Origin of the sequence: Sphingomonas pollutisoli (assembly GCF_029167165.1) — a bacterium.
Lineage (GTDB): Bacteria > Pseudomonadota > Alphaproteobacteria > Sphingomonadales > Sphingomonadaceae > Sphingomonas > Sphingomonas pollutisoli.
The window spans coordinates 21,572-43,880 of the sequence record NZ_JARFNJ010000007.1; the positions used below are offsets into that span (position 1 = coordinate 21,572).

Annotated in this window: 19 protein-coding genes; 5 read left to right on the forward strand and 14 right to left on the reverse strand. The window is 68.2% G+C overall.

Going from position 1 to position 22,309, the window contains the following annotated elements:
• Window positions 1–3 precede the first annotated feature (3 nt).
• The 4 genes from PX554_RS15935 to PX554_RS15950 form a co-directional block, all read right to left on the reverse strand.
• A complete protein-coding gene (locus tag PX554_RS15935; RefSeq protein ID WP_275503360.1) occupies window positions 4–888 on the reverse strand; it encodes an NAD(P)H-hydrate dehydratase in 885 nt (294 codons plus the stop codon).
• Complete coding sequence (locus PX554_RS15940) at window positions 885–1,664, reverse strand: histidine phosphatase family protein (protein WP_275503362.1); 780 nt, start codon at window positions 1,662–1,664, stop codon at window positions 885–887. The genes PX554_RS15935 and PX554_RS15940 overlap by 4 nt, the downstream gene beginning before the upstream one ends.
• Before the next feature lie 10 nt (window positions 1,665–1,674).
• Entirely contained in the window at window positions 1,675–2,664 is a 990-nt protein-coding gene (locus PX554_RS15945) for a type 1 glutamine amidotransferase (RefSeq protein ID WP_093226418.1), read from the reverse strand.
• Window positions 2,665–2,753: 89 nt separating this feature from the next.
• Complete coding sequence (locus PX554_RS15950; protein WP_093226451.1) at window positions 2,754–3,629, reverse strand: exonuclease domain-containing protein; 876 nt, start codon at window positions 3,627–3,629, stop codon at window positions 2,754–2,756.
• A gap of 143 nt (window positions 3,630–3,772) precedes the next feature.
• Here PX554_RS15950 and PX554_RS15955 point away from each other — a divergent pair, with 143 nt between their 5' ends.
• Window positions 3,773–5,842, forward strand: a complete 2,070-nt coding sequence (locus PX554_RS15955; protein ID WP_275503368.1) for a catalase — start codon at window positions 3,773–3,775, stop codon at window positions 5,840–5,842.
• A gap of 261 nt (window positions 5,843–6,103) precedes the next feature.
• Here PX554_RS15955 and PX554_RS15960 read toward each other — a convergent pair whose 3' ends face one another.
• The 6 genes from PX554_RS15960 to PX554_RS15985 form a co-directional block, all read right to left on the reverse strand.
• Window positions 6,104–6,628 (reverse strand): hypothetical protein, encoded by a 525-nt coding sequence (locus tag PX554_RS15960; protein ID WP_143023414.1) that lies wholly within the window; start codon window positions 6,626–6,628, stop codon window positions 6,104–6,106.
• 144 nt (window positions 6,629–6,772) lie between these two features.
• Window positions 6,773–7,108 (reverse strand): hypothetical protein, encoded by a 336-nt coding sequence (locus tag PX554_RS15965; RefSeq protein ID WP_093226415.1) that lies wholly within the window; start codon window positions 7,106–7,108, stop codon window positions 6,773–6,775.
• Between the two features lie 26 nt (window positions 7,109–7,134).
• Entirely contained in the window at window positions 7,135–7,512 is a 378-nt protein-coding gene (locus PX554_RS15970) for a lysozyme inhibitor LprI family protein (RefSeq protein ID WP_093226413.1), read from the reverse strand.
• A gap of 91 nt (window positions 7,513–7,603) precedes the next feature.
• A complete protein-coding gene (locus PX554_RS15975; protein WP_275503376.1) occupies window positions 7,604–10,669 on the reverse strand; it encodes a glycosyl hydrolase family 28-related protein in 3,066 nt (1,021 codons plus the stop codon).
• 85 nt (window positions 10,670–10,754) lie between these two features.
• Window positions 10,755–13,775 carry a TonB-dependent receptor plug domain-containing protein gene (locus PX554_RS15980; RefSeq protein ID WP_275503384.1) on the reverse strand — a complete coding sequence of 1,007 codons (3,021 nt, stop codon included), beginning with the start codon at window positions 13,773–13,775 and terminating at the stop codon, window positions 10,755–10,757.
• Between the two features lie 35 nt (window positions 13,776–13,810).
• Window positions 13,811–16,831 (reverse strand): glycosyl hydrolase family 28-related protein, encoded by a 3,021-nt coding sequence (locus tag PX554_RS15985; RefSeq protein WP_420833463.1) that lies wholly within the window; start codon window positions 16,829–16,831, stop codon window positions 13,811–13,813.
• A 220-nt stretch (window positions 16,832–17,051) separates the two neighbouring features.
• On the opposite strand from PX554_RS15985, the gene PX554_RS15990 reads away from it, so the two are divergent.
• Complete coding sequence (locus PX554_RS15990; RefSeq protein WP_275503390.1) at window positions 17,052–17,594, forward strand: gluconokinase; 543 nt, start codon at window positions 17,052–17,054, stop codon at window positions 17,592–17,594.
• On the forward strand, window positions 17,591–18,481 hold the full coding sequence (locus PX554_RS15995) for an alpha/beta hydrolase (RefSeq protein WP_275503392.1): 891 nt from the start codon (window positions 17,591–17,593) through the stop codon (window positions 18,479–18,481). The genes PX554_RS15990 and PX554_RS15995 overlap by 4 nt, the downstream gene beginning before the upstream one ends.
• Before the next feature lie 105 nt (window positions 18,482–18,586).
• Here the strand turns inward: PX554_RS15995 and PX554_RS16000 are convergent, their stop codons facing one another.
• Window positions 18,587–19,264 (reverse strand): FadR/GntR family transcriptional regulator, encoded by a 678-nt coding sequence (locus PX554_RS16000; RefSeq protein ID WP_093224306.1) that lies wholly within the window; start codon window positions 19,262–19,264, stop codon window positions 18,587–18,589.
• Between the two features lie 295 nt (window positions 19,265–19,559).
• On the opposite strand from PX554_RS16000, the gene PX554_RS16005 reads away from it, so the two are divergent.
• Window positions 19,560–19,829: a helix-turn-helix domain-containing protein gene (locus PX554_RS16005; protein ID WP_256326238.1), complete on the forward strand. Its 270-nt coding sequence runs from the start codon at window positions 19,560–19,562 to the stop codon at window positions 19,827–19,829.
• A gap of 57 nt (window positions 19,830–19,886) precedes the next feature.
• Here PX554_RS16005 and PX554_RS16010 read toward each other — a convergent pair whose 3' ends face one another.
• Window positions 19,887–20,294 carry a DUF3597 family protein gene (locus tag PX554_RS16010; RefSeq protein WP_275503397.1) on the reverse strand — a complete coding sequence of 136 codons (408 nt, stop codon included), beginning with the start codon at window positions 20,292–20,294 and terminating at the stop codon, window positions 19,887–19,889.
• 172 nt (window positions 20,295–20,466) lie between these two features.
• Here PX554_RS16010 and PX554_RS16015 point away from each other — a divergent pair, with 172 nt between their 5' ends.
• Window positions 20,467–21,060, forward strand: coding sequence for a DUF4142 domain-containing protein (locus tag PX554_RS16015; RefSeq protein ID WP_093224309.1), 594 nt, complete (start codon window positions 20,467–20,469; stop codon window positions 21,058–21,060).
• Window positions 21,061–21,188: 128 nt separating this feature from the next.
• Here PX554_RS16015 and PX554_RS16020 read toward each other — a convergent pair whose 3' ends face one another.
• Together PX554_RS16020 and PX554_RS16025 are read right to left on the reverse strand one after the other, a co-directional pair.
• A complete protein-coding gene (locus PX554_RS16020; protein ID WP_093224310.1) occupies window positions 21,189–21,632 on the reverse strand; it encodes a DUF3606 domain-containing protein in 444 nt (147 codons plus the stop codon).
• A 43-nt stretch (window positions 21,633–21,675) separates the two neighbouring features.
• The gene (locus PX554_RS16025; RefSeq protein WP_275503404.1) at window positions 21,676–22,308 is read right to left on the reverse strand and encodes a cysteine hydrolase family protein; all 633 of its coding nucleotides are present in this window, start codon (window positions 22,306–22,308) and stop codon (window positions 21,676–21,678) included.
• Window position 22,309: the final 1 nt, after the last annotated feature.

The following is a 22,309-nucleotide window of genomic DNA, read 5'->3' on the forward strand; positions in this document are numbered from 1 at the left end:
CGGTCACTGCGGGAGCAGGCGCGGGAATTCGGCGGCGAGTTCGCGGGCGAGAAAGCCGATCGGTCCGCGTGTCGTGGCCACGCGGCGGCCGGCCTGGCCGTGCAGCCACACGCCCCAGCCGGCGGCGACCGGCGGGGCGGCGCCGCGCGACAGCAATCCGGCGATCGCGCCGGCCAGCACGTCCCCCGAGCCGCCGGTCGCCAGCCCGCTGCCGCCGCCGCCGTGGTGGAGCAGCGCGCCGTCGGGCGCGGCGATATGGGTATCGGTTCCTTTGAGCACGATGACAGCGCCATGCTCCGCCGCGGCGTCACGCGCGATGCCGGCGCCGTGCGCGGCGATGTCGGCTTCGTCGCGCCCGGTCAGCAGCGCCATCTCGCCGTGATGCGGGGTGAAGATCAGCCGGTCACGGAAGCGCGCGAGCGCACCTTTCAGGTCGCGCGCGCAGCCGATCGCCATCGCGTCGATCACCAGGACGGTGTCTTCGCAACGCTGCTCCAGCACCGCGCGCAGGAGCCGGGCGGCGGCGTCCGCGGTGCCGATGCCGGGGCCGACCACGAGCGCGTCGCACGCCTTGAGCGACCGTTCGAGGCATTCCGCCGCGCCTGCGCCGATCTCGCCGTCGCCGTCCTCGGGCAGCGCGACCGATGCCGCTTCCGGTACCATCAGCCCGAGCCCGAGCGCCGCCGCCGCCACGGTAGCCATCCGCACCTTGCCCGCGCCGACCCGCAGCGCGGCTTCCGCCGTCAGGCGCGGCGCACCGGGCACCAGCCGCGAGCCGCCCACGACGACGACGCGGCCACGGCTGTTCTTGGTGGTGCCGGCGCCATGCACCGGCAGCGGATTGGCCGCGATCCAGCCGCTGTCGAGCGCGATCGCCTCTCCGTTCATCCGCGCACCCCCGCCGTCCGTTCGGGTTCGGCGGTGACCTCCGCCGCCGGACTTTCCTCAAGATGATCGGCGATGTTGTAGCGTAGCGGCGCCAACCCGCCCGCGCGGCAGATATCGGGATCGAACCGATATTCGGTGACCGAGCAATTGAGGACGTCGCCAGCGCGGTCGATCGCCAGGATTTCGGCCTCGGACAGCGTCTCGATCACGTAGCGCAGGCACAGCACCACGACCTGATGCGCGACGATCATCACGCGCCGCCCGGCGTGATGGAGCGCGATCGTGTCCATCACCGAGCGCAGCCGCGCGACCACGTCGCACCAGCTCTCACCGCCTGGCGGGCGGTGATAGAATTTGCCGAGCAGCCGCCGGAACTCGGCCTGATCGGGATAGACCGACGCCACGCCCCGCGTCGTCAGCCCGTCAAGAATGCCGAACTCCTTCTCGCGCAGCCGTTCGTCGATGCAGATCGGTTCGTCGCCCTCGGCACCCCCGGCGGCGCGGAACAGACGGGCGGTGTCCTGCGCGCGGACATAGGGCGAGGCCAGCAGCACATCGGGCCGGTCGCCCGCATCCGCCTTCGCGAACCGCGCGCCCAGAGCGCGCGCCTGCGCCTCGCCACGGGCTGAGAGCGGAATGTCCACGTCGCGTGCCGACAGGGTGATCCGGTCGGCGCCGCTGGCATGCGCCGCGTCGCGCGCGACGTTGCCGGCGCTTTCGCCGTGGCGGACGATCCACAGCCGGCTCGGCAACCGGGCGCTGGTCACGATGCACATCCCGCGTGGATCAAACGCACTCTCCCGTTTGCCCGGTTTCAGCGTACGGGGGACGATGCCGTTCCGGGCGCGGCGTGTCCGTCTCCGCGCGGCAGGGCGCGCTGGCGGTCTGCGGGGCCGCGTCCGCCTGCACGAAATGCTCCGGGGTGCGGCCACGCTCGGCCATCGTCGGTTCGACCAGGAACGTGATGAAGTTGCGCAGCTCCAGCCGCCGGCATGCGAGGTCGATCACCTGCGCGTCGAGACCGAGCCGCCACGCCAGATCCACGCGGCATGGCGCGTCGCCGAGGGCGTCGACCAGCGCGGCGATCTGCTCGACGTCGTCGGTCGAGCGCGCCAGATCGTGCGCGATGAGGTCGTCGGATTGCCGCCGCAACGCCGCGGCGACCTCGGCCAGCGACAGTTCCGGGTGGTATTGCACGCCCCAGAACACCCCGCGCGCGAAGCGGATTTCCGCCGCCTGAACACGGGTTACGCCATTCGAGGCGAGCAGCAGCGCACCCGGCGGCAAGTCCGCGACCTCGTCGGTGTGGATCGCCGGTGCGTCGAACGCCGCCGGGCGGCCGCGGAGCAGCGGGTGCGTGCGCCCGGCCTCGGTCGGCGTGATGCGCCGCGCGAACCCGGCCTCGCGCCGCGGCCCCATCGCGCGCACCGTCCCGCCAGCGGCCGCCGCCGCGACTTGCAGACCGGCGCAAGACCCGAACGCCGGCGTGCCGGACGCGAACACCTCTCGCATGAAGGCGAGCTGCCGCGCGACCTCGGGCGTGTCCTCATAGACATGGAGCGGCGAGCCGGTGAGGAACACCGCGTCATAGCGTTCGATCGCAGCCGCATCGGGCGGCGACGCATCGGCGTCGGCGGGCGTCACGCGGTCGCATCGCGCGCCGGGCACGAGCTCGGCGAGCATATCGACGAACGTCTCGCCGGAACTCTTGCCGACACTCTTGCGCCGCCGCTCGCGGGCGTTTGGCGGTTCACTCTCCGCGACAAGAAAATGCATATATCTCCGATCTTTAGGCGATCGGCTCAACGGGAAAGGGGGCTATTTCGTTCCACGCCGCGCACCAGCGTGTCGCGCCGGGTGGCGTGTCAGGGCGCCGCGAGGCGGCGTCCGATCTCCGCCTCGCTCAGGATCGCCAGCGACGACCCCGCGCGGCGCAATTCCTCCGCACGTCGATAGGCGGGGGCGGCGTGATAAAACCGGCCATAGGGCTGCTCGTCGCTCACCACGAGCATGGTCGTGGTAAGCCCGACCGAAGACAATACCCGCGCGCCGGCCTCCGCGAGTTGGCGGCCGAGCGGCCCGTCGCGCGGGGCGCCGAGGATGGCGACGCGTTCGCCGTGGAGCGGGCCGTCTTTCGCCGCTTTCGGCGCCGCCCCGCCGCGCGTGCCGTAAGGCGCCAGCCAGCCGGCGAGATCGATGCCGGTATGTTCGATCGCGCGCACCACCACCAGCCCGGCCGCGCGCGCGTCGCTCAGCGCGTCATGGTGTTTGTGCCGGATGCCGAGATATTTGGTCAGGACGTTGAGGCGATGGCTGGGCAGATCGGGCCACGCCCGCTTGGCGACGCGCACGCTGTCGAGCCACGTCGCCTTGATCGGGCTGCGATCATGGACGCGGCACGCGGCGGCGAGCGCGCCCTTGTCGAAATTGGAATGCGCGACCGTGATCCGCCCCGAGAGATGCGCCGCGACCGTCGAATGAATGTGCCCGAAGCACGGCTTGCCAGCGACGTGATCGGCGCTGATGCCGTGGATGCGGGTGTTGAACGGCGAGAAGTCGTCGCGCGGATCGACCATGCTTTCGTAGTTCAGCACCTCCTCGCCGCCGCTGAACCCGACGATGCCGATCTGGCAGATGCTGCTGACGCGGGCACAGGCGGTCTCGACATCGACGACGACGAAATCGAGTGGCGGATCGCCGAACGTCGGCCCGGCCGAACGCGCGCTTTCAATCTCTCTCATGACCATGGCGGTCCGCCTACCATAAGCGCCGGGCCACCACGATACTGATGATATTTGTCGATCATCACGCGCCAGCGGAGCGGGATCGCGTGCTGCGTGTTACTGATCCACGTGAGCGAAATTCCTCTTGGAGTGACAGCGAAATGAGCGACGTGACGACATCGACCGGTAACGGCGGCGAGACCCACCAACAGGCATCGGGCGATGCGCCGGTGCTCACCACCAACCACGGCGTTCCCGTCAGCGACAATCAGAACAGCCTGCGCTCGGGCGAGCGCGGGCCGACGCTGCTCGAGGATTTCGTGCTGCGCGAGAAGATCTTTCACTTCGACCATGAACGCATCCCCGAGCGGATCGTCCACGCGCGCGGATCGGGCGCGCATGGCGTCTTCGAGGCGACCGACGACATTTCCGATCTCTCCAAGGCGGCGGTGTTCACCAAGGGCGAGAAGACCGAGGTGTTCGTGCGCTTCTCGACCGTCGCCGGCGGCGCCGGTTCGGTCGATACGCCGCGCGACGTGCGCGGTTTCGCGGTGAAATTCTACACGCGCGAAGGCAATTGGGATCTGGTCGGCAACAACATCCCGGTGTTCTTCATCCAGGACGCGATCAAATTCCCCGATCTCGTCCATGCCGTGAAGATGGAGGCCGACCGCGCCTATCCGCAGGCGGGCAGCGCGCACGACACGTTCTGGGACTGGGCCTCGCTGATGCCCGAGACCACGCACATGCTGATGTGGGCGATGTCCGACCGCACGCTGCCGCGCTCGCTGCGGATGATGGAGGGGTTCGGCGTCCACACCTTCAAGCTGGTCAATGCCGAGGGCAAGGCGAGCTTCGTCAAGTTCCACTGGAAGCCGCGGCTCGGCATCCAGTCGACGATCTGGGACGAGGCGCTCAAGCTCCAGGCCGCCGACAACGACTATCACCGCCGCGATCTGTGGGAAGCGATCGACACCGGCGCGTTCCCGCAGTGGGATCTCGGCATCCAGGTGTTCGACCAGGCGTTCGCCGAGGCGCAGCCGTATGACGTGCTCGACGCGACCAAGCTGATCCCCGAGGACGATATTCCCGTCCGCATCATCGGCACGCTGACGCTCAACCGCAACCCGGACAATTTCTTCGCCGAGACCGAGCAGGTCGCGTTCCTGCCGACCAACATCGTGCCGGGCATCGATTTCTCGAACGATCCGCTGCTCCAGGGGCGGCTGTTCAGCTATATGGACACGCAGAAGTCGCGGCTGGGCACCACCAACTTCCACCAGATCCCGATCAACGCACCCCGCTGCCCGATGCACAATTTCCAGCGCGACGGGCTGATGCAGACGCACGTGCCCAAGGGCCGCGCCAATTACGAGCCGAACAGCCTCGCCGCGCATGGCGAGGACGGCGGCCCGCGCGAGACGCCCGCCGGCTTCGCCACCGCCAATGCTGCGACCGGGCCGGGTGAGCAAGGTGACAAGCTGCGCATCCGCGCCGAGACGTTCGCCGATCACTATAGCCAGGCGCGGCTGTTCTACCGTTCGCAGGACGAACACGAGCAGGCGCATATCGCCTCGTCGTTTGTGTTCGAACTGTCCAAGGTCGGAGTTTTGGAGCAGGTGCCGCCGCGCATGGTGGCGAACCTGCGCAACGTCGATGAGAATCTCGCCAAGCGGGTCGCCGATGGTCTTGGCATCGAGCTGCCGGAGAAGTCGAAGGCGGCGAAGGCGCCGGTCGATATGGCCCCTTCCGATGCGCTGTCGATCCACAAGAACATGAAGCCGACGCTCGAAGGCCGCGCGGTCGGCATCCTCATCGCCGACGGCACCGATGCCGCGGAGCTCGACGCGGTTATCAAGGCGGTCGAGGCGGAGAAGGCGCGCGCGGTTGTCGTCGCTCCGAAGGTCGGCGGCGCCAAGCTGTCCGACGGGACGGTGCGCAAGGCCGATGGCCAGCTCGCCGGCTCGCCGAGCCAGATCTTCGACGCGGTCGCGATCGTGCTGTCGGACGCAGGCTGCGCGGCGCTGGTGAAAGAAGCGGCGGCGGTCCAGTTCGCGATGGACGCGTTCGGGCACCTCAAGGCGATCGGCGCGAGCGCGGCGGCCAAGCCGTTGCTCGACAAGGCCGGGGTCGAACCGGACGCGGGCGTGACCGATCTCGGCGCGGCCTTCATCACGGCGGCCAAGCACCGCTTCTACGATCGCGAGCCGAACGTGCGGACGCTGGCCTGATGTTTATGAACCCGGCTGGCGGTGGCTGGCCGGGTTCATCGCAAAGGTTGTCCATCGGAGGCGCCGTTGGGGAGTGTCACTTTTGGCGCGTACCCGGCGGGCGGGCACACCCCTCGCACGGTGCGAAGCGGCGACGATTATGGTTGGTGCTGACACTGTCAAAGAGCGGGGCCGGAGTATGCCATCGGCCGTGCGTGTAGGACAGGTTCAAAGGCGGTGGTTGGCGAATGGTGGAAGGTGGTGGTGTGCCAGCAGATCAAATTACTGTGACCTTCTCCCAGCTATAGCCCCCGCCAATTGCCGAATCTCGTTTTCGAGGCTCAGGACGCGCTCGGCCAGACCCCTTATTTCTGATTCTTTGATCTCTTCGCGGCCGGCGCGTGTGTATTTGGACAACGAAGCCACGGGCGGACCCGCTCGCCTAGCGATCCCGGTTGGAACACCGTCCTCATCCACTTCGACAATAAGTCCGCCGCCATAGATGGAGAGGCCAGCATGGGCTACCTTGCCTCGCATCCCGGCTGACGAACGCACTCGAGATGCGAGTTCTTGCCATCTTCCCAGAAACTCTGCTGCTCCCTCCCGGACCGCAGCCTCAGTCAGTTTTAGATGAACTTCGAGCCCTCGTGTCGCATCGAAGATTTCCCGCTGAAAGTCGAGGCTGACGTTCAAGGCGGCGCGAAAAACGCCGGGTATCGCGCGCTCCATCTCATCACAACGTATGATCGCCAAGCCAACCACCTCTAATAGGCTTGGATATGATGTCGCCCTGAGATCGATGCGCATTCAGTTGTCTTCCCGAAAGCGCCATCATAGCAGCTTAATGAACGGCGGCTATTGCGCGATTCCGGTCGATCGTCCCGATACCCGCCGCCGGGGATTGACTGCGCGGGCCTCCGTCGGTCGTCGCGATGCGGATGGCTCCTCGCATCACCGCCGCTGGCGCGACAGCACGACACCGCCGACCAGCAGCGCTACGCCCAGCCCGATCAACCCCATCGCTAGCGCGTTTCCCGCGATCTCGCTCGTATTGGCGGCGCTGATCGCGCGGGCGGCGGACCCCGCGTCGGTTGCGGTCGTTTGGGCGGCGAAGGCGGCTTGATCGCAGCGCGCGATCATATCCGCGCCAGTGTCCTTCATCTTGTCGCGGCAGAGCTGCGCCTGCGCGGCGCTGGCCTCGGGCGGCCCGCCGGAAAGCCGCAACACCGCCCCCGCCGCGAGCAGCGCCAAGCCCAGAGCGATGAGGATCATCGACCTTTTGTGCATCGCGGCCCCTCGCGGCTGGTTCGGCCTCAGAACTTGACCTGGCTTTCCAGTTCATCGGCGCGCGCCGCCGTCTTCATCACCACGCAACTGTTGTCGACGGTGTTGTCGTTGACCTTGCAGCTATAGTCGCGCTCGGCGATCCAGCGACGCTCCTGATCGCGCAGCGCCAGCTTCTTGGCCGGGTCGCTGGCCAGTTGCCGCATCACGCGTTGATAGGCCTTGTTGAGGCGATCGTCCTGCGAACCGACCTCGCGCTGCGCGCAGATGTTGCGTTGGACGGTGTTGCCGCCGGCACGGGCGAGACAGCCGGTGAACGTCGCCGAGAGATTGGGCGAGGTCTGCGCGGCGGCGGGGGTGGCGAAGGCGGCGGTGGCGGCCAGGGCCAGAACGAAGATCGATTTCATGCAAGGCTCCTCGTGGTTTCCGATACGCTGCCGTTACGGAACGCACGAAACGACGACGGGCTGCATGGGCCCGATCAATCCAGCGCCCCGATCACTCCAGTGCGACGCCGTAGAGCGCATGATGCGTCAGCACGAACAGCGTCTTGCCCTGCGCGCCGCCGACGAGGAGTTGCAACGGCCGTTCGGGGATGTCGATCCGGCCGATCTCGGTGCCTGCCCGATCGTACACGAACACCTGCCCGTTGGCGACGTACACGCGGCCCTGCGCGTCGGTCGTCACGCTTTCGCCGCCGCGATCGGCGAATGCGGTGAGATCGCGCAGCGCGCCGCCGGGGGCAAGGCGGCCGCGATAGGTCTTGTTCTCCGATCCGTTGGTTACGAACACGTCCGCGCCCGCGCGCGCGGTGGTGAAGCCGTAGCTGTCGAGCGCGTCCGAGAAGCGCCAGCCGAGGAAGTTCGATGGCCCCTGCTGGAACGTCCGGTAGGCGGGCAGCACCAGGCTGCCGTCGGGCGAGACATATTCGCGCGGCTTCGCCGTGCCGATATCGCGCGCGAACATATCGGCGAGCGTCGGATAGGTGAAGGTCTTGGTGTCGAGTTGGTCCTTGAACTCGCCGTTGACCCAGTAGTTGACCGGCAGCGCGGTCACCGCGCCCGGATGATTGGCGGCCGGGGTCGGCGGGATCACCGTGATCGTGCCGTCACGGTCGGCGGGATCGAGGCTATAGACGGTGCCATTGCGCCCGTCGGATGAAAGCACCAGCAGCTTGTCCGAGCGATCGACCGCGAGGTTGACCGGATCGAGCGGCGTATCCCGCACCACCGCCAGCCCGTCCGCCCGCGACCAGGCGTAGATGCGTTGTTTCCAGTGATCGACGAAATAGAGCTTGCCCTGCGCATCGACCGCGCCGCCCGCTGCGGAAAAGAAGCCGTCCGCCAGCCGTTCGACCTTGCCATTCGCGAACGCGCCGCTCGGCGCCGGCGCCACCGGATCGGCGGGAACATCGAGCGCGGCGAACTCGCGTTCGCGCACTTCCAGCCCGTGGGTGACGTCCTGAAGCGCGGTGTCGTAGGGGAATTTGCTCGCGCGCAAATAGGTCGCGCAGCCATTCTCGTCGCAGGTGCCAAGCCCGCTCTCGGCGTTGACGTGCATGTTGCGGAAGCGGATGCCCGCGGAGTCGGTCAGCCGCACCGCGGTCGGCGCTGGCTTGAGCGAGCGGGTGACGCGGTAGGCGTGGAGATTGGCGATCAGCAGATCGCGGCTGTGGCGGATGTCGAACGAGACCGCGTCCTGGCTTTCGCCGGCCTCCTCCTCGGTCTGCGGCGCGAGGAACTCCCAATTGGCGACATGATCGAGCACGAATTCGGCGCGGGCGTGATGCTCGATCGACATCTGATAGACATGACCCGGCACGTCGGTGTCGGACACGAGCATCCCCGCCTGCGCATAGGTGTTGGGGCTCCACAGGTTTGCGAAGGTGCCGCCGCCGCCGCGCACCCACAGGCTCGGATATTGCGCGTCCCAGCGTTTGGCCGGATCGGGATCGCCGGTGTGGTTGGCATTATAGGGATCGAAGCGGCTGCCGTCGGCGAGATCGGTGCCGTGGCCGCCCTGGAACTTGACGTCCTCGACCAGGGACCGCGCGCCGGCTTGCCATAGCAAAGCCGTGGCGCGCGGTTTGATCCCGCCGGTGAACAGCCCCAGGCCCGAGACGATGGCGTCGCCGCCCCGCGCGCTCTCGATCAGCGGCTTGGCATTGCCGACGCCCTGGAAGGCGGGGGTGCGATCGGGCAGAATGATCTGGGTGAGGCTGGGGTGGAGCGCGACCAGCACGCTGTCCGGCCGCAATCGCAGCGTATCGGTGACGACATAGCGCCCGGCGGGGAAATAGACGGTGCGGTGCGTGTCGATCGCGCGCTGGATCGCGGCGGTGTCGTCGGTGCGGTCGTCGCCCTTGGCGCCGAGCGCGCGGACGTTCGCCCAGCCGGTGGTCGCCGGCAGCGCGCGGATCGCCGGCGGCGGCGGTGCGGGCAGACGGGCGATCGGCGCGGCCTGCATCACCGTTTCGTACTGCCCGGTCGTGCCGAGGCCGGGCAGCATCAGGCCATAGCCGAACCGGCTGACGCGGTAGCTGCCGCCGGCGCCCGCGACCGTCTTGCCGCTGTCGCGGAAGCGCGCGAAGATCGGCGTCGCGCTGGCGAGCGCGTTGTCGAAGCCGATCTGGGTATAGACGTTGGTCTCGTTGCTGATGACGACGGCGGCGTTCGACACGTTCTCGAAGCGGACATCCTTGCCCCACAGCCAGTCGCCATAGCCGCGGTCGATGTCGATCGCGGTCGGCACGTCGCGGAAGGCGACGTTGACCAGGGTCAGGCTCGCCTCATGTTCGCGGATCGCCGCCTCGCGCTGCCCGTCGAAGCTCGAATCTAGCAAGGTGAACTGCCATGCCGGCGACGGTTTTTCGGTGAGGATGCCGTAGCGGCCGCCGTGGAAGTGCAGATCCTCGGCCTGATTGGCGACCTGGTACAGCCCGGCCAGCCCCGAGCCGAGCTCGAAGTCGATATGCGCGAGATAGGCGTGTTGCGCGGCGTGGAAGCGGATCGCGGTCGCCGCCGGATTGCCCGCGCCGATCCGGAAATCCACGTTCGAGAGGGCGGGATAGAAGGTGCCGGGATTCGCATCGGCGATGTCGGGATTGAACGGCACGCTGCCGGGCGGCGGGAAGGGCACGCGCGCCGGCTTGAGCCGCTCGCCGCCCCGAATCCCGGCCTCGCCGGGCCGCGCGCCCGCGAAGATCACCATGTTGGCGACGCCCTGCTGGAAGCCCGGCGTGGCATCGCCGAGCACGATGACGGGGCGGGTCTTGCCGACGCCGAACACGCGCACGCCGGGCCAGATGTAGAGCGTGCGGCTGATCCGGTAGTGCCCCGAAGGCACGAACACGATCCCGCCGCCGCCCTTGTCCGCCGCCGCGTCGATCGCACTTTGCAGCGCTTGCGTGTCGTCCTCGCGCCCGTCGCGCGCGCCCGCGACGGTGACGGCGCGCGGATCGTCGGGCGCGGTCAGATAGGCCGAGGGTGAGGCGGCGGCCGGCGCGGTCGCCAGCGCGAGCGTGGCGAGGAGCGTGGCGCGGAACGGGGTAAGCCAGCCGGACATGGCATATCCTTGATAAAGATGTCCCGGCCAATCGGCCGGGACGAGGGGGCGCCCGGCCACCGGCCGGGGCTGGGGGAGTTTGTTCCTAGAAATTGTAGCGCGCGCCAACCCGGAACAGGCGCCCGAGCGTATCATATAGCGCCTGGTTGACGTCGATGCCGGTGTTGGTCTGCGGCGAGGGTTCGGGATCATGATCGAGCAGATTGTCGATCTTGAAATAGACGTTGAGCTTCTTGGTCACGTTGAACGAGCCGCCGAGATCGAGATAGAAGGCGCCGGGCATGCTGTTGTTGTCGATGGTCGGATGCTGCGTGGTCGAGACCGGGCAGGTGCCGGGGCTGCACACGATATATTCGTTGCTATAGACGCCGTCGCTGAACCAGCGCTGCTGCACCGACAGGCTGAACCGGTCGGTGCTCCAGCTTTCGGTGGCGAGCAGCTTCCAATGCGGCGTGTTGCCGGCGTTGACCCCGGCGCCCTGCGTCGGGATGGTGCCCGGCACGCCCGGATCGGTGATGAAGTTCTTCACGTTGGTGGCGAGCCCACGCAGCGCGAACTGGCCGGGCACGCCGAACCGGCTGGCGTCGAACTGATAGCTCGCCTCGATATCGAAGCCGTCGGTGAAGATCGAGGCGAGGTTGAACGCCTGCAGGTTGACATAGGGCGCGACGCCGCCGCCGGGGTTGAGGTTGAACGCGCCGCACAGCGTGGTGATGTTGTTGAGATAGCAGAGGTCCACCTCCTGCTGCGCGTTGAGCGTCGAGATGACGCCGTTGACCTTGATCCGATAGTAATCGAACGACGCGCTGAACCCGCGCAACCACTGCGGGCGTGACAGCACGATGCCGGCGGTGGTGTTGCGCGCGATCTCGGGCTTCAGCGCGGTGTTGCCGATCGCGTTTTGCAGGATGGTGAGCGTCGAGGGAACGCCCGCCGGGCGGTTCGGATCGGAGTTGGTGAAATTGGGCACGGTGGTGGTGATCGGCGCGGCGAACAGTTCGGACAAATTTGGCGCGCGCACGTCGCGCGAGGTGACCGCGCGCAGCCGCACCCCGTCGATCGGCGTGTCCCACGTGCCGCCGATCTTCCACGCCCAGACCGTGCCCGAGGTGCTGTAATCGGTCACCCGGCCCGCGACGTTGAGGTTCGCGCTGCCGAGCACGTCCGACTTGAGGAACGGCAGGTTCACTTCGACGAAGCCTTCGGCGACGTGATAGCTGCCGCGCCCGGCGTGGTAATTGCCGGCGTACCAGTTGGAGCCGGCGGTGTTGAGCAGGGGATCGGCCGGATAGGCGCTGGTGTAAGGCGTTTCGGCCGAGACACCGTTGCCATAGGGATCGCCGACGACATGGTAGAATTCGTTGCGATATTCGGCGCCCGCCGCGACCGACACCGGGCCCGCCCACAGGCTGAGCGGTGACCCGCTGAAGCTGAAGTTGAACGCGTCCTGCGTCTGGCGGGTATGCTGGAACGGGCCGTTGCTCGGCTCGATATATTCGAGCGCGGCGGCGCTGGGCGCCGCGCCGCCGATGATGTTGATCGGCACGCAGCCGTTCGCGCGCGCGACCGGATCGGCGCAGACGATCTGCCCGCCGAGGCTGATCGCCTGGATCGCGGCATTGTAGCGGTTGGTGAGCGTGATGTTCTTGACGTGAATGTCGGTGATGTTCTCGCCATGCTCATAGGACAGGTCGTAGTTCCAGCGCGTGCCGAACACCTGCACCTTGCCGGCCGCGCCGCCGACGAAGCGATATTGCTTGCGCGTCGGATAGACGGTGATGTTCTTGGGCAACTGGCCGTTGCTGGTGCCGAACTGGAAGCTGGTGATGCCGGCGTTCGCGCAGGCGGTCTGGATCACGGCGGGCACGAACGGGTTCGAGCATTGCAGCGTCAGCCCCGATTTGGTCGCACCGGGGTTGGGCTGGTTCATCGTATCGACCTGCGCGATGTTGACGGTCGCGTAGATCTCATTGTCGGGATCGATGTCGAAGCCGATCCGGCCATAGCCGTTGTAGCGATCGAGCCGCGATTGCAGCGTCGTGCCGATGCCGACGTTGCCTGACAGATCGCCGCCCTCGCAGAAGCCGCCTTGCGTGTAGCAGCCCGACACCGTGCCCGCCGCCGTCTTGGAGGGAACGCCGCCCGAGCCATATTGGAACTGGAACGGATTGCCGGCGGCGTCGAAGGCGATACCCTGAAGCGGGCCGGCCGAAATCAGCCCGTATTTGGTATATTGATACGCCTGCGCGTGATCGCGCACGAGATATTGCGGCGATCCGTCGTTCTTGATGTTGCGATTGAGGAAGGTGGTGGTGCGATACCAGCTCCGCCCGTTGGCGAGTTGCTCGCCAAAGCCGCCGGCGGGAACGCCGTCCTCATGGTCGTATTCGCCGCTCACCTCGACATGCAGCCGGTTGTCGAAGAACGCGCGGCCGGCGGCGGCCTGGAACAGCACCTGCTTGTTGTCGCCGTAGGTGGTGATGCCGCCCTGGAGATTGGCCTTGAACCCCTCGAAGCGCTTGTCGGTGATGAAGTTGACCACACCGCCGACCGCGTCCGAGCCGTAGGACGCCGAGGCGCCGCCCGTCACCACGTCGACGCGCTTGATGAGCAATTGCGGGAACAGGCTGATGTCGGGCACGCCGGTGACGTTCGCGCCGACGACGCGCTGGCCGTCGAGCAGCGTCAGCGTGCGGATCGTGCCGAGGCCGCGCAGCGAGAACGAGCTGAGACCCTGCTGCCCGCTCGACGTGCTGTTGGTGCCGGTGGTCACGCCGCTCGACCCTTGCAGCGAGGGCAATTGCGCGATCGTGGTGAACACGTTGGGTTCGGCGTTGCGCGCGATGTCGGCGGCGCCGATCGTCTGCGTTGGCGTGGGGGCGTTGAAGCCGCCGGTGGTGATGCGCGAACCGGTGACGACGATGTCCTGCGTCGCCGCTTGCGCCGCCTCGGCGGGCGGAGCGGATGGTTCGGGCGGTGGCGCCGTCTGCGCGGCCAGCGGACTGGCGATCGTCACCGCGATCAGCGAGACGAGGCTCGCTGTCAGCAGGGTACGCGCGCGGTGCGAGAAGGGGCTGTGGGTGTCCTCGGGTACGATCTCGGTCATGATATCCTCACCTGTTTTTGTGTTTTTCGTGGCGTTCAGCCCGGGCGCACGGGGGCGGCATAGAGCGCGTGGTGCGTCAGGATGAAAAGCGTGGCGCCGTCGGCGCCGCCGAACACCAGTTGCTGCGGGCGTTGGGGGACGTCGACCCGGCCGATCTCGCGGCCGTCGGGCGCGTAAACGAACACCTGTCCGTTCGCGACGAACACGCGGCCGTCAGGCGCCACCGCGACGCTTTCGCCACCCCGTTCGGCGAAAGGCTTGAGATCGGAGAGCGTGCCGCCCGCGCCGACCAGCCCGCTATAGGTGCGGCCCTCGGATTCGTTGGTCACGAACGCACGCTCGCCGATCGCCGCGCGCGCGAAGCCGTATGCATCGAGCGTGTCGGAGAAGCGCCAGCCGATATGATCGCGCGGCCCCTGTTCGAACACGCGGAACGCGGGCAGCACAAGGCTGCCATCGGGCGAGACATATTCGCGGGGCTTGGGCGCGGCGGCGTCGCGGGCGAACATCTCGCCGAGCGTGGTGAAATGGTCGGTCTTCGCGTCATATTGGTCGCGGAACTCGCCGTTGTTCCACCAATTGCCCGGCAGCAGGACATCGGCCCGGTCGTGCCGCGCGACCGGGGTCGGCGCGATCACCGTCACCGCGTCCTTCGGCCCGGCAGGATCGAAGGCATAGACGCTGCCCTCCGCGCCGAGCGAGGACAGCACGAGGAGCTTGCCCGACCGTTCGACCGCGAGGTTGACGGGATCGAGCGGGGCGTCGCGGACGATCTCGAGCCCGCCCGCCGCGCTCCAGCGGTAGATGCGCTGGAAGCGATGCTCGACGAAATAGAGCGCGCCCTTGGCGTCGGTCGCCGCGCCCGAGATCGAGAAGAAGCCACTTTCCAATTTGGCGACCGGCCCGATGCCGGGCACCGGCGCGGCTGCGGGCGCGGGCGGCGGCGTCGCGGGGATGTCGAGCTGCGCGAACTCGCGCTCGCGCACCTCCAGATGGCGCGTCTTGTCCTGGATCGCGTTCTCGAACGGGAATTTGCTCGCACGCAAATAGGTGCCGCAGCCGTTCGCGTCGCAGGTGGCGAAGCCGCTCTCGGCGTTGATATGGACGTTGCGGAAGCGGATGTCGGACGCGTTTGTCAGTTTGACCGCCGACACCGCCGGGTGGAACGTCCGCGTCACGCGGTAGCTGTGGTAATTGGCGAACAGCAGATCGCGCGAATTGCGGATGTCGAGCGAGGTCGCGTCCATGCCCTCGCCGACTTCCTGCTCGGTCTGCGGCGCGAGGAACTCCCAGTTGCGCACGCCGTCGAGCACGATCTCGTTGCGGACGTGATGCTCGGCCGACAGTTCATAGACGTGCCCCGGCGTGCTGGTGTCCGACACGTAGAAACCGGCCTGCGCGAAGGTGTTGGGCGTCCAAACGTCGGCGAAAGTGCCGCCGCCGCCGTCCGTTACCCAGATGCTCGGATATTGCGCGTCCCAGCGATTGTCGGCGACCGGATCACCGCTGTGCCCGTTGAGCGCGCCGAGTGGCAGGCCGTCGGCGGTGGGTGTGCCGCCGCCGCCCATGATCTTGACGTCGTCGACCAGCGAGCCGGCGCCCGATCTCCACAGCAGCGCGCTCGCGCGGGGGTTGGCGCGGCCGGTGAACAGCCCGATCCCCGAGAGGATGTTGTCGCCGCCCTTCGGCGTCGCGAGGATCGGCACGACGCTGCCGACCCCGGCGTGCGCGGGATTGTTGTCGGGCAGCACGATCTGGGTGAGCGCCGGGTGCAGCCCGAGCAGCACCGTGTCGGGGCGCAGCCTGAGCGTCGCGGTGACGCGGTAGAAGCCGGTCGGGAAATACAGCACGCGGTGCGTGTCGATCGCGCGTTGCAGCGCGTGCGTGTCGTCGGTCTTGCCGTCGCCGGTGGCCCCCAGATCGCGTACGTTGCTCCACTGCGCCACCGCCGGCAGCGCGCGGATCGCGGGTGCGCGCAGCGGTGGAAGTGTGCGGAGCGGCGTGATCTGCGCCTCGGTCGCGATCGTGCCCGTGGCGCCGAGCGTCGGCACGGTCAGCCCGTGCGAGAAGGCCGCCACGCGGTAGGTGCGGCCTTGCCCGGTGACGGTCTTGCCGCTCTCGCGGAGCCGCGCGAACACCGGCGTGTCGCTCGCTATCGCATTGTCGAAGCCGATTTGCGTGAACGCGCTGTTCTCGCGGCTGATGACGACGCCCGCGCGCGACACGCGTTCGAACCGCACGTGCTTGCCCCATAGCGAATCGCTATAGCCGGGGTCGATGTCGATCCCGACCGGCGTGTCGCTGATCGCCACATTGACGAGCGTCAGGTCCGCCTCATGCTCGCGGATCGCGGCGTCGCGTTGATGGTCGAAGCTCGAATCGATCAGCGTGAATTGCCAGGCGGGCGAAGTCTTCTCGCTGACGATGCCGTAGCGGCCGCCGTGGAAATGCACGTCCTCCATGACGTTGCCGGCCTGATAGACGCCCGCGAACGCCGAGCCGAGCCGGAAGTCCATGTGGCTGAGGAAGCCGTGCTGCGCGACGCGGAACCGCACCGCCGCCGCCGCAGGATTGCCCGCGCCGATCTCGACGTCGATGTTGCTCATCGCCGAATAGAAGGTCGCCGAATTGGCATCGCGCACGTCGTCGCGGGGCGGCACGACCGTTGGCACCGGCACGGGCACCTTGCCGACCGCATATTGATCGCCGCCGGTGAACACGACCATCGTCGCCACGCCGCTCTGGAAGCCGGGCGTCGCGTCGGCGAGCACCAGCACCGGGCGGGTCGGCCCGACCCCGAAGATCCGCACGCCCGGCGGCACGAAGATGCTGCGCGTCAGCCGGTAGCGGCCCGAGGGCAGGAAGACGATGCCGTTGCCGCCGGTCCCGTGCGCGGCGTCGATCGCCTGCTGGATCGCGGCGGTCGCGTCGGTACGACCGTCGTTGGCGGTGGTAACGTTAACAGCTTTGGCGTCGATGGGGCTGGTGGCGAGGTTCGATGGCGCGGCGGCGCGCGCGCTAGCAGCGACCAATCCGATCGCCGCCGTCGCCAACAGAGCCGCTGTTTTCCGCACGTGGACTCCTCCCGACCAGCGCTTGTGCGCCTGGTCGATCGCTTGATACGCCGCTTGCTGGCGTGCGGCATCCGCGACCAAGGTCGTAGTTCCGGCGCCGCGGACGCGGCGATACCTAGCGACTCGAAACCGCCCGGCCTGGCGCCGTCCGGATCGGGAAACGCATGTGGAACGGCCAGTCAGTCACAGCGGGATCGCACCGATGGCGATCATCGTCATGGGGGTCAGCGGGAGCGGCAAGTCGACGCTGGGGGCTTCGCTCGCCGAGGCGCTCGGCGCCGCGTTCATCGAGGGCGACGCGTTCCACGACGCGGCGGCGGTCGCCAAGATGCGCGCCGGCCACCCGCTCACCGATGCGGATCGCTGGCCGTGGCTCGACCGGCTCGGCGCCGCGATCGGCGCGGAGCTGCGCGCGAACGATCTGGTGGTCGCCGCCTGCTCGGCGTTGCGGCGCTGCTACCGCGACCGGCTGGTGCGCGCGATAGACGGTCCGACCCGGTTCATCTTGCTCGCCGGTGGGGCCGATGATCTGCGCGAGCGGGTCGCGCGGCGTGCGGGGCATTATATGCCGAGCAGTCTGCTCGACAGCCAGTTGGCGACGCTCGAGCCGCCGTTGCCCGACGAGGCGGCGACGACGCTGGACGCCGCCGCGCCACCGGACGCGCTGCGCGATGCCGCACTCGCCTGGCTTGAAGGCGAGGGCGCCGCCGACGCCGCGCGCTACACCGGCGGCGCGGGCGGATGATGCGGCGGCGCCTGATCGCGCTCGCGCTCGGCCTCGCCGGGCAGGCGGCGGCCGCCGCCGAACCGGTGGCGGTGCCGCTGTGGCCGAACGGTCCGCCCGGCGCCGACCCGCGCCGCGATGCGCCCGAGATCGTCGAGAACAGCTATGTCCGCGCCGTCCACCGCCCGTCGCTGACGGTATTTCGCGCCGATCCCGCGCACGCCAACGGCGCGGCGATGATCGTCATCCCCGGCGGCGGCCACCGCATGCTGGTGTGGGTCAACGAAGGCGTGATGCCCGCGCGCACGCTCAACCGCTTCGGCATCACCGTGTTCGTGCTCAAATACCGGCTCGCGCGCGAGGCGGGATCAATCTTCCAGATCGAGCGCGACGCGGTGGCCGACGCGCGGCGCGCGGTGCGCTTCGTCCGCGCGCATGCCGCCGAATATGGGGTCGATCCGCACCGGATCGGGCTGATGGGGTTTTCGGCGGGGGGCGAACTCGTCTCGCGCGTGGCGGACGCGCCCGCGCCGCCGCTCGCCCCCGATGCGGACGCGATCGACCATGCCGACGCGCGGCCCGATTTCCAGGTGCTGATCTATCCGGGGCCGCTGGGCATCCCCGCGCCCGCCGCGACCGGCGCGCCGCCCGCTTTCCTCGCCGCCGGCACGCTCGACGCATGCTGCGCCGACCCGAGCATCACGCTGTACCAGCAGTTGCGCGCGGCGCATGTCTCCGCAGAGCTGCACCTGTTCGCGGACACCGGCCACGGCTTCAACGTCGCGATGCATTCGGAGCGCGTCGCGCTGCAACACTGGCCCGACCGGCTCGCCGACTGGCTGGGCGACGGCGGCTGGCTGGTGCGCGGCGGCGGCGCGCGCGCGACGCCGGACAGCACGACGAAATAGTTCGGGGGCGGCTTTACATAGCTCCGTTCGTGCTGAGTAACGGCCGAGTAGCCCGAAGGCGTATCGAGGTCGTTACTCAGCACGAACGCTTAAGGTCATCGTTCTTCAAGGCAGCAGCCGCTTGCGGCCCTCAAACAGGTGCCAGCGCATCGCCAGCGCGGCGCCGTCGGCGTCCTGCACGCGGATCGCATCGACCAGCATCTCATGCTCGCGCAACATCGCGCCGATCACCTCGGGCGGGCGCGAGCGCGAGATATCGACGCCCGCGCGCATGATCCGCTCGACATCGGCGAACAGCGCCTCGAACGCGATCAGGAAGGCCGGGTTGGCGGTCGCCAGCACGATGCGGCGGTGCAGTTCCATATCCTCGTCATGCGCGGGCGCGCTCGACAGCAGCGCGGTGCGCAGCGCCTGCATCGCCGCGTCGATCCCGGCCATCTCCTCCGCCGAGCGGCGCGTGGCGGCGAGACGGGCGGCTTCGGCCTCGAGCACGAAGCGCACTTCATAGGTGCCGAAGGTCGCCGACATGTGATCCATCGGCATGAAGGCGATCAGCCGGTCGGACGGGCGGCTCTTGACGAACGAGCCGGCGCCGCGCCGCGCCTCGGTGATGCCGTCCGCCGCCAGCCGGACCAGCGCCTCGCGCACGATCGTGCGCGACATGCCGAACATCTCCGCCAGCCGCGCCTCGGAGGGCAGGCGGTCTCCGACCGCCAGCGCATCGCCGTTGATGATCTCGACGATCCCGGCATAGGCCCGGTCGGCCAGGCGCCCTTCGCTCATCATTGCTCTCCGCGTCGCCGCCTCCGGGCGGGCGGCCGTGGTTGCAGATTAGGGGATGGCGATCAGGATCAAAACCCCTTCGGACATGGTGATCTGTACGACAACATCGGCAAACATCCATGGAAAATTCTCTAGACGGAGGCGCGTCGCGCAAATCGTCGCTTGAATCTGTCCAACCAATTCGCATAGCATCGGATCGCGGAGACTCACCACGAGCACCGCGTGCGTGGCCCGATCCGGCGGTCGAAAGTCCCGCCGGGCGATGCCATAAATGGGGAGAGGCTGTGTGAAGACGATGAGGCAGCAACCACTGGCGGCCGACACCGCGCCCGCGACCGACCGCTCGGCACCATTCGCCCGGCTCACGCCGACGCAGCGCAAGGTGCTCGACGGCGTCTATTCGGGGCAACTCAACAAGCAGATCGCGTTCGATCTCGGCATCGCCGAGGCGACCGTGAAGGCGCACATGACCGCGCTGATGCGCAAGCTCGACGTGCGCAACCGCACCCAATTGGCGGTGACCGCGCAGGCGCTCGGCTGGAGCGAAAGCGCGCTCACGCACTGACGCGGCGCTGCGCGAGCGGCGCGAACGGGCGGAGCCGTGGCCCCGCCCGCCCCTGAATCAGCCGCGGAGGCTGTCCGGCACGACGCCGCCGTTTTCGGCGAGCTTCGCCATCACCGCCTTGTGGAGCGCGATATTCTGCTCCGCGCTGCCATCGGCGCCGGCATGGACGTTCAGTTCGCCCGCCAGTTGCTTGCGCGCATCGAGGCTCGAATCGAGATCGAGCAGTTTGAGCAGGTCGACGATCGACGACTGATAGTTGCCGCCGCCGTTTTTCATCGATGCCATTTCCGACAGCACCGCGCCGACATCCACCGCCTGAGCGGGCGCGGCTTGCGGGGCGGCGGCGGGGGTCAGTGCCGGCGCGGCCGCCGGTGTCGGGGTGGGGGCGGGCGCGGCGTTCGCCGCCGCCGGGGCGGCGGTCTTGTGGCCGAAGATCTTGCCCATGATGCTGCCGAAGATGCTCATGTGTGATGGTCCTCCATATCGCCGGTGGCCGGCTACCGGGGGGTGAAACGAAAGGCGCGGAGCAAAGGTCCGCGCCGGCACTGGCATCGCGGCGCCGACGGCGCACGGAACACCTGCCGCGGCGAGCCGTTGGGGAGGCGCGCGCCCGGCGCGCTCAACAGGAGAGACTTGTATGAAGATCAAGAGCTTGACGCTGCTTTCGGCAGCGACGCTCGCGCTGGCGGGCTGTGGCCAGAAGACCGACACGAGCACCGTGTCTGCCAACACCACCACCATTTCGGAGACCGATACCGTCAACGGTGCCGACACGATGAACGGCACGGACATGGCGACGGCGCCGGCGGCGGGCCAGACCTTCGCGAACACCGCCGCCGCGAGCGACGCGTTCGAAATCGCCACGTCGCGCGCCGCGCTCGACACCTCCAAATCGGCATCGGTGAAGGCGTTCGCGCAGAAGATGATCGACGCCCACACCGACTCGACCGCCAAGCTGAAGAAGGTCACCGCCGGCCTCAGCCCGGCAATCACCCCCGACCCGACGCTGACGCCCGAACAGCAGCAGAAGCTCGACGCGCTCAAGGCGCTGTCGGGTGCGGAGTTCGACAAGGCGTATATCGACGCGCAGACCGCCGGCCACCAGCAGACGCTCGATGCGCTCAAGACCTATGCGACCGGCGGCGACGTGCCTGCGCTCAAGACCTTCGCGAGCGATCTGGTGCCGATCGTCACCGCGCACCTCAACATGGCAAAGGGCCTCAAGGCCTGATGATCGCGCAGCCTGCCCGCGCGGCGCGGGCAGGCTGTATTCCCGCGTTTGAACCACCGCCTCCGTTCGTGCCGGGCGGATGACCCTGCGGGTCGCCCGGCCACGAACGGAGGATGGTTCACCCCGGCTCAGTGGACGCTGGCGGCGGCGCGCTTGCTGGCGAGCGCGTTGGCGGCTTTGCGGTCGGGGCCGGCTTTGCGGATGATGTCGCGCGCTTCGGCGGTGCTGATCTTGTGCTTGCGCGCGAAGTAGGAAACTTCATACGGCTGGTTCGCGGCCACGCGGCGGCGATCGGCCGCACCGCGCTTGCTCTTGTCGTCGCCGCTGCGCGCGCTCGATTTCGTCGCCGCCCGGCGGCGCGCGAACACGACGCCGCCGATCGCGGCCACCGCGCCGACGCCAAGCGCCGCACCGATCCCGAGCACCGTTGTGGACAGGCCGCCCGATGCCGCGCTGCCTTCATCGGCGGGGGAGGCCCCGCGCGGCGTGGTCGCCTTCAACGCCGCGAGCGGCGGCGGCTGGAGCGGGTAGGGCGAGGTGTTGGCTTCGGGCACGGGTGGCTGATGCGACATGTCGAACTCCCTTTGTGGCGGTTGTTCAACACGTAAGCGGCCATCATGGTTGCGCGGGCGCGTCGGCTTGCGCGCGCGACACCCACGCGTCGAGCGACAGGTCCGAGGTCGGCCGGGTCTCGGCGGTCATGCTGTTGGCCATGATCTCGAGCGCCCACCGCCCGCGCTCCGCCGTTTCGGCGGCGACCGCATCCTCGGGGATCCACAGATCATAGTCGCGCATGTGCGCGTCGGCGGCGGTGAACAGCACGCAGATGTCGGTGGCGATTCCGGTCAGGATCAGCCGGTTGACGCCGAGCTTGGGCAGCAGCACCGGCAGGTTGGTCGCGTAGAAGCCGGAGAATTGTGGCTTGATGATGAAATAATCGTCGTCGTTCGGCCGCAGCGCGGCGCTGATATCGTTCTCGTCTGTGAGCGCGCTGTCGATCAGGCGCGAGCGTTCGGAATGCCATTCGCCGAAATTGTCGTTGACGAAGACCACCGGATAGCCCGCGCGTTCGGCGGTCTCGCGCAATTTCGCGATGACCCGCGCGGCGGCGAGCGCGCCCGGCTTGATCTGGTCGGCTTGCGGGAAATCGAAGCGGTTGATCATGTCGATGATGAGCAGCGCCGGCCGCTCCGGCTTCTGGTCGCGCGTGGCCGCCGTCGCCGGGTCGGGATGCTGGGCGTCGTACATC

Bases quoted from the DNA above. Each gene is read 5' to 3' on its own strand.
- PX554_RS15955 (WP_275503368.1), top strand. From the start codon at position 3,773: ATGAGCGACGTGACGACATCGACCGGTAACGGCGGCGAGACCCACCAA.
- PX554_RS16015 (WP_093224309.1), top strand. From the start codon at position 20,467: ATGAAGATCAAGAGCTTGACGCTGCTTTCGGCAGCGACGCTCGCGCTG.
- PX554_RS15940 (WP_275503362.1), bottom strand. From the start codon at position 1,664: ATGTGCATCGTGACCAGCGCCCGGTTGCCGAGCCGGCTGTGGATCGTC.
- PX554_RS16010 (WP_275503397.1), bottom strand. From the start codon at position 20,294: ATGAGCATCTTCGGCAGCATCATGGGCAAGATCTTCGGCCACAAGACC.
- PX554_RS15960 (WP_143023414.1), bottom strand. From the start codon at position 6,628: ATGCGCATCGATCTCAGGGCGACATCATATCCAAGCCTATTAGAGGTG.
- PX554_RS15975 (WP_275503376.1), bottom strand. From the start codon at position 10,669: ATGTCCGGCTGGCTTACCCCGTTCCGCGCCACGCTCCTCGCCACGCTC.
- PX554_RS16000 (WP_093224306.1), bottom strand. From the start codon at position 19,264: ATGAGCGAAGGGCGCCTGGCCGACCGGGCCTATGCCGGGATCGTCGAG.
- PX554_RS16005 (WP_256326238.1), top strand. From the start codon at position 19,560: ATGAGGCAGCAACCACTGGCGGCCGACACCGCGCCCGCGACCGACCGC.
- PX554_RS15950 (WP_093226451.1), bottom strand. From the start codon at position 3,629: ATGAGAGAGATTGAAAGCGCGCGTTCGGCCGGGCCGACGTTCGGCGAT.
- PX554_RS16020 (WP_093224310.1), bottom strand. From the start codon at position 21,632: ATGTCGCATCAGCCACCCGTGCCCGAAGCCAACACCTCGCCCTACCCG.
- PX554_RS16025 (WP_275503404.1), bottom strand. From the start codon at position 22,308: ATGTACGACGCCCAGCATCCCGACCCGGCGACGGCGGCCACGCGCGAC.
- PX554_RS15945 (WP_093226418.1), bottom strand. From the start codon at position 2,664: ATGCATTTTCTTGTCGCGGAGAGTGAACCGCCAAACGCCCGCGAGCGG.
- PX554_RS15990 (WP_275503390.1), top strand. From the start codon at position 17,052: ATGGCGATCATCGTCATGGGGGTCAGCGGGAGCGGCAAGTCGACGCTG.
- PX554_RS15995 (WP_275503392.1), top strand. From the start codon at position 17,591: ATGATGCGGCGGCGCCTGATCGCGCTCGCGCTCGGCCTCGCCGGGCAG.
- PX554_RS15970 (WP_093226413.1), bottom strand. From the start codon at position 7,512: ATGAAATCGATCTTCGTTCTGGCCCTGGCCGCCACCGCCGCCTTCGCC.
- PX554_RS15935 (WP_275503360.1), bottom strand. From the start codon at position 888: ATGAACGGAGAGGCGATCGCGCTCGACAGCGGCTGGATCGCGGCCAAT.
- PX554_RS15965 (WP_093226415.1), bottom strand. From the start codon at position 7,108: ATGCACAAAAGGTCGATGATCCTCATCGCTCTGGGCTTGGCGCTGCTC.
- PX554_RS15980 (WP_275503384.1), bottom strand. From the start codon at position 13,775: ATGACCGAGATCGTACCCGAGGACACCCACAGCCCCTTCTCGCACCGC.